General features: G+C 33.5%; 9 protein-coding genes. 7 read left to right on the forward strand and 2 right to left on the reverse strand.

The features are described from left to right. Positions 1 to 100: 100 nt before the first annotated feature. Together HMPREF9943_RS00765 and HMPREF9943_RS00770 are read right to left on the reverse strand one after the other, a co-directional pair. Positions 101 to 2074, reverse strand: a complete 1974-nt coding sequence (locus HMPREF9943_RS00765) for a S8 family peptidase (protein WP_004801162.1) — start codon at positions 2072 to 2074, stop codon at positions 101 to 103. A 401-nt stretch (positions 2075 to 2475) separates the two neighbouring features. After that, the gene (locus HMPREF9943_RS00770) at positions 2476 to 2988 is read right to left on the reverse strand and encodes a transcription repressor NadR (protein WP_004801163.1); all 513 of its coding nucleotides are present in this window, start codon (positions 2986 to 2988) and stop codon (positions 2476 to 2478) included. A 105-nt stretch (positions 2989 to 3093) separates the two neighbouring features. On the opposite strand from HMPREF9943_RS00770, the gene rsmA reads away from it, so the two are divergent. From rsmA to HMPREF9943_RS00805, 7 genes are all read left to right on the forward strand, one after another. Then, positions 3094 to 3885, forward strand: a complete 792-nt coding sequence (gene rsmA / locus HMPREF9943_RS00775; RefSeq protein ID WP_004801164.1) for a 16S rRNA (adenine(1518)-N(6)/adenine(1519)-N(6))-dimethyltransferase RsmA — start codon at positions 3094 to 3096, stop codon at positions 3883 to 3885. Then, on the forward strand, positions 3882 to 4727 hold the full coding sequence (gene ispE, locus HMPREF9943_RS00780; RefSeq protein WP_004801165.1) for a 4-(cytidine 5'-diphospho)-2-C-methyl-D-erythritol kinase: 846 nt from the start codon (positions 3882 to 3884) through the stop codon (positions 4725 to 4727). Before rsmA ends, ispE begins: the two co-directional genes overlap by 4 nt. A gap of 107 nt (positions 4728 to 4834) precedes the next feature. Further along, entirely contained in the window at positions 4835 to 6205 is a 1371-nt protein-coding gene (locus HMPREF9943_RS00785; protein WP_004801166.1) for a uracil-xanthine permease family protein, read from the forward strand. A gap of 225 nt (positions 6206 to 6430) precedes the next feature. Continuing rightward, entirely contained in the window at positions 6431 to 7390 is a 960-nt protein-coding gene (locus HMPREF9943_RS00790; RefSeq protein ID WP_004801167.1) for a ribose-phosphate diphosphokinase, read from the forward strand. 115 nt (positions 7391 to 7505) lie between these two features. Beyond that, positions 7506 to 8264, forward strand: coding sequence for a TatD family hydrolase (locus tag HMPREF9943_RS00795; protein ID WP_004801168.1), 759 nt, complete (start codon positions 7506 to 7508; stop codon positions 8262 to 8264). Between the two features lie 4 nt (positions 8265 to 8268). After that, positions 8269 to 8532, forward strand: coding sequence for a GNAT family N-acetyltransferase (locus HMPREF9943_RS00800; RefSeq protein WP_004801169.1), 264 nt, complete (start codon positions 8269 to 8271; stop codon positions 8530 to 8532). Positions 8533 to 8611: 79 nt separating this feature from the next. Continuing rightward, the coding region (locus HMPREF9943_RS00805; protein WP_004801170.1) for a transposase at positions 8612 to 10099 on the forward strand (1488 nt) is incomplete at its 3' end.

The raw sequence follows: 10099 nt of genomic DNA on the forward strand, positions 1-10099 counted from the left end.
TCTTTCCGTCAGCCTTGAGTTTATTAGGATCTGATGGCTTTGCTGAGCATCCTGTCATAAAAAGTGATAGAATTATTAAATATGCTGTTTTTTTCATAGTTTATTCCCTCACGACTTTTCCCTTGTTTACTGTAATATTAATCTGCTCATAATGTTTTTTTACAGCCTCGTCTCTTGTACTATTAAGCTCTTTGACTTGTATATAATAATAGTAAGTAATATTGGCTATTCTGAAGTCATTTTTTGCTTCATCTTCTTTATAGTAGCCTCCTCCTGCCCAATGGAAGTCATGAGCAACTGCCACATCTCCTCTCTTTCCCAGGAATCTCCATACGATATTTCTTCCTATTCTATCAGCTAGTTTTGCTCTATTGCTGTAGTTGGTAGGATCATCACAGTTTCCGTCGTTTCCTCTAGGCGTAAAGTACTTTGCTTTTGTGTGGGTCAATCTTCCCCACCAACTGTTTTCGAATCTGGCATAAGTGGAGTGTGAGAGATAATCCGTTGCAGTATGAAAGGCTATACCAAAAACATAGGCTTTTTTTTCAGAATTATATTCATAATGTGAAGTTATTGCATCTAAACATAGCTTAAACATGTTTTTAATTCTTTCGCGAGAGCGTGAACTGGCTCCTGCTCCTGCACTTGAGGAGATACTTCGGTAATCTTTGCCCTTTCCGTATTCATTCGCAATCTTAATCAGCATTCTGTAGCATGAGAGAATGTTTACGTCTTCCTTTCCGTTATTGATATCTTGAAAGTAGCCATGGAATTCTGGATGATCATTCATTCCCTCCACATATCCTAAATGATCTGCATCAAAAGAGGCTTTTCTCATAATTTTTGCATAATAGCTGCCTTTATCAAGATAGTTGTTAATGAATGAGTTATGCTCAGAGGTATTCCATGTTCCTTTGTAAATTGTCTCATCTGCTGAATTGTCATAAGTGTTGATTATACTGTTATTTTTTTCCTGTTTTGATGTATTTGTTTTGTTCAGTACCTTTAGTGCATAGCTATAGTCAATGATACCTCTATGGATGCTTCTTTCTATTGCATTTCTAATATCAGTATTTGTTTTCTTTTTATTCTTTTCCCAAAGTAGTGATGCAATTCCTACAACGTGTGGAACAGCCATGCTTGTTCCGTTTGTAATCATTGTCTTGCCCATTGCTCCGTTTGCTCTGATACCTTGACCGGGTGCAAGAACATCACTTTTATTAGAAAATGATGATCTTTTTGCTTTGCTGCTGACTGATCCGACAGACAGAACATTTTTGTATCCTGACGGATAGTCTGGCTTGTCAAGACCTGCATTTCCGCTGGCTGCTATGATGAGTATTCCCTTATGATAGACTCTGTTTATCACCTCTTCTAGTACCTTTGATTGAGTTTGTGTTCCAAAGCTTATAGATATTATGTCTACCTTCTGTTCCTCTGCCCAGCTGATTGCTTCGATGATTCTTGACAATGGTGCTTCCAGTTTTCCATCTAAGATTCTGGCAGAATAGAGGTCTATGTTTCGGTTTATTCCTCTTACGTTCTTATTATTTCCTATTAGTACTGATGCTATTGAGGTTCCATGTCCTGCGCCGTCCTCCATGATGATATTATGAGGTTCTCTGATGAAGTCTTTTCTTGCTTTTACATGGAGATCATCCTGCATGAAATAGTCAATGCCACTATCCAGCAGTGCAACCTTGATCCTTTTTGACGGCTTTCCATCTTTGCAATAAGCATTAATCATTTTACTGTTCCAGAAAGCATCCTTTCCTTTATCCTCTATAGGTGCATTCTCTGCACTTTCCATAGATCCTTTAAGCATGATGTCAGGCTCTACTGCTATGATGTTTCTGTTTTTTCTTAGCTCAAATGCCTGAAATTCTGTCAGTCTTGCTTTCAGGATTCTTCCTTCCAGCTTTTTTGTTCCCGCTCTGTAAGCAGCCGGTATCTTTTTGATAGCCGATAAACTGTTTTCTTTTGTGACTACGACATAATCTTTCTTTTCGCTGTTATCTTTGCCATAAAGTGGCGAAGAGGTTATCTGAGCGACTGAAAGAATGATTGCAGTCATAAAATCTCTTCCTCTTTATTTCATGATACTCTTATTATATATAGTTTGTAAAGGCTTTCAGCTTTAATTTTGTTAATATACTAAATAATCATGTTTTAAATGAGGAATATAAGTTATATTATGAGAGTGATATATTGTATAATATAGTCAGAAAGATATATTGCTAAGTCGGCTTTTGTACTTTTTATTTGTCTTATACTTCAGCTTAGTATAGATATAAAAATAAAATACAAAGAAGATCAGAAATATTTTAAAAATCTTACTCTGCTAACAATCTCTATTATAATATGTTAGATTATTTTTTACATAATCGTTTTTCATCTTTTGGATTGTTTATATAATTGTCCAATTATTAGTTAATATTGCATATAAAAATAGTATTATCAGATAATCTGATAATACTATTTCTCTTTTAATAAGAAGCCGCGTTTATCAAGGGCTTCTTTTATTCTTATCATTGTCTGAGGATCATTATAGCTTATTGTATGTAAATGAACACCGTCAGTAAGAGTACTTAAAGGCTGTGCTTTTTCTTTATTAAACTTATCCATGAATAAGGAAACATCATAGCGTGAAGATATATGCAGATTAGCTTTTATTTCTCCATATACAGGATGCTCCACAACAACATCATCAATATGTCCACCTAAGTCAACAATCATATTCATTTCTTCTTCTATTGAGTCTCGATGATGCTTAACCGCAATCATCTCTTTATATCCTGTTTGTTTTTCTATGATATAGCCTCTTGGAGTTGCTATGATCTTATGACCGGAAGCTCTTAATAAGGCAATATCTCCTACGATAATCTGTCTGGAAACATTGAAGAGTTTAGCTAGAAAGGAAGCAGAAAGAGGTTTATCTGACTGTCTGATAAGTTTTATTATTTCTTCTTTTCTATCTTTATTTATCATGATGATCACCTCTTTCATTATAAAAGAATTTTGATATAAAGACAATAATAGTATTCTTTTCATTTCTATTTAAAAATGTTATTCTTTATAAGAAGAAGGTTATCTATGAAAAACATTGCAGAGAATACAAAATATTTATTAAATAAATATCATCTTAAAGCATTAAAGAAATATGGACAGAATTTCTTGATAGATATGAATATTCTTAAGCAGATTGCTTCAAGTGCTGCGCTTACTAAAGAAACATCAGTCATTGAAATTGGTCCGGGATTAGGCGGACTGACAGAAGTTTTATGCCAAGAAGCAGGAGAAGTATTTGCTTATGAGATAGATCAGAGAATGATTGATATTTTAAATCATGAATTAGAATATGATAATTTGACTGTTATTGGTCATGATTTTATGAAAGAAGATATGCATAAGCTTGATATTCATTATCAGGATATAGTAGTTGTCAGTAATTTACCTTATTATATTACAACTGATATTATTACTAAGATTGTAACAAGTGATTTACCTATTCGTACCTTAATAGGATTAATCCAAAAAGAAACTGCTTTAAAGATGACCGGTAATTATAAAACTGCTTTATCATTAATGATAGAATATATTGGCTCAATAGAGTATTTATTTACTGTCAGCAGGGATGTTTTTATTCCTGTTCCTCATGTAGATAGTGCTGTTATTAAAATAGAGAAGGAGAGAGTTATTAGTAAAGAACTTATAGAACTTCTAAAATTATCTTTTCAGCAAAGAAGAAAGACTATTGGTAATAATTTGAAAACATTTATTTCTAAAGAAGAATTATTGGCATTAGGAATTGACAGCAGTAAAAGAGCAGAGCATCTTCACTTAGATGAATTTATTAAGATCAATGAAAGAAGGAAAAAGTTATGAAAATAAGGGCTTTCGCAAAAATAAATTTAGCTTTAGATGTAGTTGGAGAAAGAGAAGATGGCTATCATGAATTAAATATGATTATGGCACCCTTAATGCTTCATGATTTAATCAATATTGAAATTATTGATTCCGGTATACAGATTTCTACTAACTCCTATAAGATTCCTGTTGATCAAAGAAATATTATGTATAAGGTTGCTCAGGCTGTTATTGACTATTATCATTTAAAACAGGGAGTGAAGATACATTGTATTAAACATATTCCTTCTCAGGCGGGATTAGCCGGAGGAAGTGCTGATGGTGCCGCTGTTATTAAAGCTATGAACAGATTGTTTAATCTTCGTATGAGTTATAATGATATGGTTTCTCTTACTAAATCTATTGGTGCAGATATTCCTTTTTGTATTTATAATCATTTAGCTGTTGTGACAGGAATAGGAGAAAAGTTTGAATTTATTGATACTTATTTTAATGCTTATTTTTTATTAGTTAAACCTAAAAAAGGTGTTTCTACCAAGAGATGCTTTGCATCATTAGATATGAATAAGGCAGTACATCCTGATATTAATAAGATGGCGGATTGTTTAAGAATAAATGATTATTGGGGAGTTGTTTCATGTCTTAATAATACTTTAGAAGAACCAAGCTTTAAGATTGTAAATGATATTAAAGATATTAAGGATAAGATGCTGGAATTAGGATTTGATGGAGCATTAATGAGTGGTAGCGGAAGCTGTGTATTTGGTATTACTCAATCAGAAGATATATTAGAGAAAGGATTTTCTTATTTTAAAGGTAAGTATCCTTTTGTTCGAAGAACAGAGTTACTAAATAGTTAGCACTTCATAAGAAGTGTTTTTTTATATAGGATTCTTATTGCTTTTATAAGCAGTGATTGATATGATATCACAGGTGAATACCATAATTTATATAAAAGGGGGATATTATGGATTTAATTTACAATGTTGAAGATAAGCCTGCTTTAGGACAACTTATAGCTTTTGCGGTTCAGCAGTTGCTGGCGATTATGGCAGCAACACTCGCAGTACCTGTTATTGTTGGTCATGGCATGAGCGTTGCCGCAGCATTATTTGGTGCAGGAGTAGGAACTTTAGTTTATTTATTTTTTACTAGAGGAAAGAGTCCGGTATTCTTAGGTTCATCATTTGCTTTCTTAGGATCTATGTCGGCTGCTTTTGCCGGCAGTGCTTCTATGCAGGCAGGTTATTTAGGTCTTATTATAGGTGCATTTTTTGCCGGTTTTGTTTATGTAGTGATTGCTTTTATTGTTAAGAAAGTTGGTGTTGCATGGATTGAAAAGCTTATGCCGGCGGTTGTGATTGGACCGACAGTATCAATTATCGGATTATCATTGGCATCTAATGCAGTTCGTGATTTACTGACAGGTAGTGTAAAAGTAATGGTTAAAGGAGAAAGTGTTGCTTTAGCTCATCCGTTAATATGTTTATTATGCGGCTTAACAGCATTATTTGTAACTATGCTTTGTTCAACATATGGAAAGAAGTCTATGCGGCTGATTCCATTTATTTATGGGATATTAGCAGGTTATGGCATTTCTGTGATCTTTACGATAGTCGGCTATTGTTTTCATATAGATGCTTTAAAAGTTATTAATTTTAATGTTTTTAATAGTTTGTTTCCAAATGGGAGAATTGCTTTAAAAAGCTTTGTTTCTTTTCCTGATTTTACATTCTTACAAATAAAGAATGGTTTCAGTCAGTTTAATGTATCTTATTTAGGAACTATTTTTGCTGCTTATGTTCCTGTTGCTTTTGTCGTATTTGCTGAACATATTGCCGATCATAAGAATATTTCATCAATCATTAACAGAGATTTATTAAAAGAGCCGGGATTACATCGTACCTTAATGGGAGATGGTGTGGGTTCAATGATAGGAGCCTTCTTTGGCGGATGCCCAAATACTACATATGGTGAATCAGTTGCCTGTGTTGCCTTAACTCGTAATGCTTCAGTAGCTACCATCAAAGCAGCTGCTATTGCAGCGATAGTTATTTCATTTTTAAATCCTTTTGTTGCTTTTGTTAATTCTATTCCTTCATGTGTTATGGGTGGAGTATGTATGGCACTTTATGGATTTATTGCTGTATCAGGATTAAAGATGATTCAGCATATTGATTTAGGTGACAATCATAATTTATATGTTGTTTCAGTTATCTTAATAGCCGGCATCGGCGGATTAACAATTTCTTTTGGTACTGTTACCTTAACTGAAGTTGCTTGTGCCTTAATCTTAGGTATTATTACTAATAAAATGCTGAGTTATAAACATATCTAGAATATAACCTTTAATTTTTACTTAATCTTTGTTAGAATGGTAGCCGAAGGAGTTATAAAAAAACTGTATCAGCCTGTCGGTAAGTGATTTATATACTACCGGAAATTAATGATTAGTTATTTAAATGTGTTATTAGAGGTTATACAATGAAGCAATACCTGATTATGCTATGGTTAAAAGCATAAAAACCATATATTTAAGCAAGTAGTCAAGAAAGGGGCAAAAATGAAAAACGACAACAAAATTACTTTATTCTCATTATCTGCAAGCAAGAAGTTAACTTTAGATATTGCAGATATCCTGGATGTGGAAGTAGGAGATTCTATAGTTCATCACTTTGCTGATGGAGAAATTCTTGTTGAAATAGGAGAATCAGTAAGAGGAAAGGATGTTTTTATTGTACAGTCTACAAGTAATCCTGTTACTGAAAACTTAATGGAGATTCTTGTTTTAGCAGATGCTTTAAAAAGAGCTTCCGCTCGTGAAATTACAGCAGTTATTCCTTATTTTGGATATGCCAGACAAGATCGTAAGGCAAAGCCAAGACAACCTATTACAGCTAAGCTGGTTGCTGATCTTTTAACTGTTACCGGAATAAAGCGTGTAGTTACTATTGATTTACATGCTCGTCAGATTCAAGGTTTCTTTAATATTCCGGTAGATGAAATGCAGGCATTACCATTAATATGCCGATATTTTAAAGATAAGCATATTGACGACTTATGTATTGTATCACCTGATCATGGCGGTGCTACAAGAGCTAGACAGATGTCAGAGTATTTTGATTGTCCAATTGCGATTATTGATAAAAGAAGACCAAAACCAAATGTTGCTGAAGTTATGGGTATTATTGGCGATGTTTCAGGTAAAAACTGTATCCTTATTGATGATATGATTGATACCGGGGGAACAATTTGTGCAGGTGTTGATACCTTAATAGAAAAAGGAGCAAAAGATGTTTATATTGCTTGTACACATGCTGTCTTAAGTCATCCGGCAGTAGAAAGACTTCAGAACTCAAAAGCAAAAGAAATTGTTATTACGGATACAATCGCATTACCTGAACAAAAGAAAATTGACAAGATCAGTATTGTAACTGTTGCTGAACTTCTTGCTCATACAATTGAAAATATTGAAAATGATTTACCGGTTTCTGATGTTTTCAAACAATATAATATGGAATAATAAAAAATCACTTCTTATGAATAATTATCTAAAGAAGTGATTTTATTCTATAAGTTATTCTCTTTAGGATATCTTGTTTTTATGATATTATAGAAAAAGAAAGAAGGTTATGATTATGTATTTTAATACACATACTCATTTGAACAGTCCGGAACAATATCCTGATAGACATTTATATATTCAGCATTGTCTGCAAAGAGGAATAGAAAAGCTATGTGTTGTAGGATATGATGTAGAATCATCAAAACTTGCTGTAGCAATAGCTCATGAATATCCACAGGTTTATGCAGCAGTAGGTATTTCACCTAATGATTGTGAGAATACGACCGAAGAAGATATGAAGATAATAGATAAACTGGCAAATGATGATAAGGTTATAGGTATTGGAGAAACAGGCTTAGATTATTATTATGATGTTCCTAAAGATAAGCAGAAAGAAGTTTTTTTAGGGCATATTGAAATTGTTAAGAGATGTCATAAGCCTATTATTATTCATTGCCGTGATGCTTATGAAGAGACTTATTCAATACTTGAGAAAGCACATATAGAAGGAATCATGCATTGTTATAGTGGGAGTGATCAGATGGCATTAAGATTTACTAAGATAGGATTTTATATCTCTTTAGCCGGTCCGGTTACTTTTAAAAACGCTAAGATGCCTAAAAGAACGGCAGAACTTGTACCCTTAGATAAGCTTCTTATAGAAACAGATGATCCTTATTTAACACCTGTTCCTTTTAGGGGAAAACATAATGAGCCTGCTTATTGTATTTATATTGCGAAAGAGATAGCAAGATTAAAGAATATGGATGAGGAAGAAATAGCTTTACAGACATATAAGAATGCCTGTAAAATATTTCAATTGAAAGGATGATATCATGGAATTTATTATTGAAAGAGAACGTATTTATAAGATGGATGATCAGGGACATCTTCTTGCAGAAATAACTTTTCCTGAAGTAAGAGAAGGAGTCTTTAATATTGATCATACATTTGTAGATGAATCATTAAGAGGACAAGGAGTAGCCGGTCAGTTAATGGAAGCTGCTGTTTCTCAAATTCATTCATTGAATGGTCAAATAGAAGCTACTTGTTCTTATGCACTTAAGTGGCTTGATAAGCATCAGATGAAATGGGGCTGACCCGGTTAAATAAAACTGAGTAGCTTAAAAATAAAAATGCGACGGAGACATCCGACGCATTTTTTTGTATAATGTTTATATGACTAATACAACAGTATACAAAAAAGATTATAGCGTATTTCAGACCTATGCGCTACTCGATTTTACTATTTCTTTCGAGAAAGATGTGCCTCAGGATGATCTTGCACGTACCGTTATTGAGATTACGGAAAGGATAAACATTGGTAAATATGTTAATCTCAATAACCGCAAATCACATGGGCATGATCCAATGAAATTATTAAGATGTATTTTGTTGGGATTCGCTGAAGACGGTTATATTTCTACACGTGAATTGGAAAATAAAACTATTTCAGATATTAGATATAAATTCTTTACCGGAAACGTATCAATCGGTCACTCAAGTTTCCAGCGTTTTATGCACAATGACCTTCTTATGCCAATTGAAGATATTTTCTATGAACTTAATAAATTCATAGAAAATGATGACAGAATTGACATGGTTGCAGATATTCTGACTATTGATGGATCTAAGTTTGAAGCAAACGCGAACAAGAATACTTTCGTATGGAAAAAAGCTACAAAACGCTACTATGAAAGAACATGGAAGAAATTCATGAATCTTATCAAGAAGTTAAACAAATTCTTTAAAGCCAACGGCATTGATATATTCTATTCCCAAATAAGAGAGCCTAATCCTGCCTATATGCTTAAAATCGCTGATTGTATTGAAAAATATATGGAGGCTCAGGGAATTCAGATGGTTATTGGACGTGGCTATAGAAAGCAGGAAATCCAGAGATTATATGATGAGTTAAAGGATCTATGTATCAAGATATATAAGTATATGATACATTTTGACATATTAGGTGATCGTAACAGCTTTTCAAAAACTGATCCGGACGCTACGTTCATGCATATGAAGTGGGACTATTACAATCATACCAATATATTCAAGCCCGGATACAATGTACAGCTTGGCATCAGCAGTGGATTTATCAGAAACATTCTCATTACATCTAACGGTAATGACCTTCCTACTTTCATTCCTTTTTTAAAGAAGTATAAGAAGCATTATGGAAAGTATCCTTCTATCGTGGTTTGTGATGCCGGATATGGGGACTATGACAACTATAGCTTTTGTGAAGAAAACGATATTGAATATGGATACATCAAGTACTCAGGAATTTATAAAAAGCAGGAAAAAGTAACCGAGAAAAATCGATACTTCAAGAGACATCTAAAAAGAAATGACGATGGATTTTTTGTATGTCCTGAAGGTCATGTGTTTAATCCTGTAAGTCGTAGAGTTGAGAAGCGTGGGCTTTATGACAAGGAAAATATCAAATGTGAATGTGATGGATGCAGTACCTGTCCTTTCAAGAGTAAGTGTAGCAAAGCTTTGGGAAATAGAACAATGACTGTATGCAAGAAGCTCGAGGATTTTCACGATCACGTTGATGAAGCTATTCATACATCTGTCGGTAAGCAGTTAATGCAATCAAGACAGATATATAGTGAGGGTACGTTTGGAATTATTAAACAGGATTATGGATATGAAAGATTA

The sequence above is a fragment of the Eggerthia catenaformis OT 569 = DSM 20559 genome (assembly GCF_000340375.1).
Lineage (GTDB): Bacteria > Bacillota_I > Bacilli_A > Erysipelotrichales > Coprobacillaceae > Eggerthia > Eggerthia catenaformis.